The sequence below is a fragment of the Lentilactobacillus hilgardii DSM 20176 = ATCC 8290 genome, from assembly GCF_000159315.1.
Classification (GTDB): Bacteria; Bacillota; Bacilli; order Lactobacillales; family Lactobacillaceae; genus Lentilactobacillus; species Lentilactobacillus hilgardii.
The window spans coordinates 1-241 of record NZ_GG670069.1; the positions used below are offsets into that span (position 1 = coordinate 1).

Annotated in this window: 1 pseudogene; it reads right to left on the reverse strand. The window is 44.0% G+C overall.

Going from position 1 to position 241, the window contains the following annotated elements:
• Nucleotides 1–59: 59 nt before the first annotated feature.
• Nucleotides 60–241 (reverse strand): annotated as a pseudogene (locus HMPREF0519_RS14155) (IS30 family transposase); the annotation flags it as partial.

The window sequence follows — 241 nt, forward strand, 5'->3', positions numbered from 1 at the left end:
CCTCAATTGTCAAGTTAAGTGCAACACTAATGGCCTATTCTTATAATTGGTCTAGAAAGTTAAACCAGTTGTGGCATAACATCCGCTGGACAACTATAGCTTAAACAGCGGCGGGGACGGTGATTCAGCGTGTCTTGAACCAACTGCAGATCCACTAATGAGAGGTTTTTAAAGGAATGCCCCTTTGGGAAGAACTCTCTTAATTGACCATTCACATTCTCATTAGTGCCCCGTTCCCAGG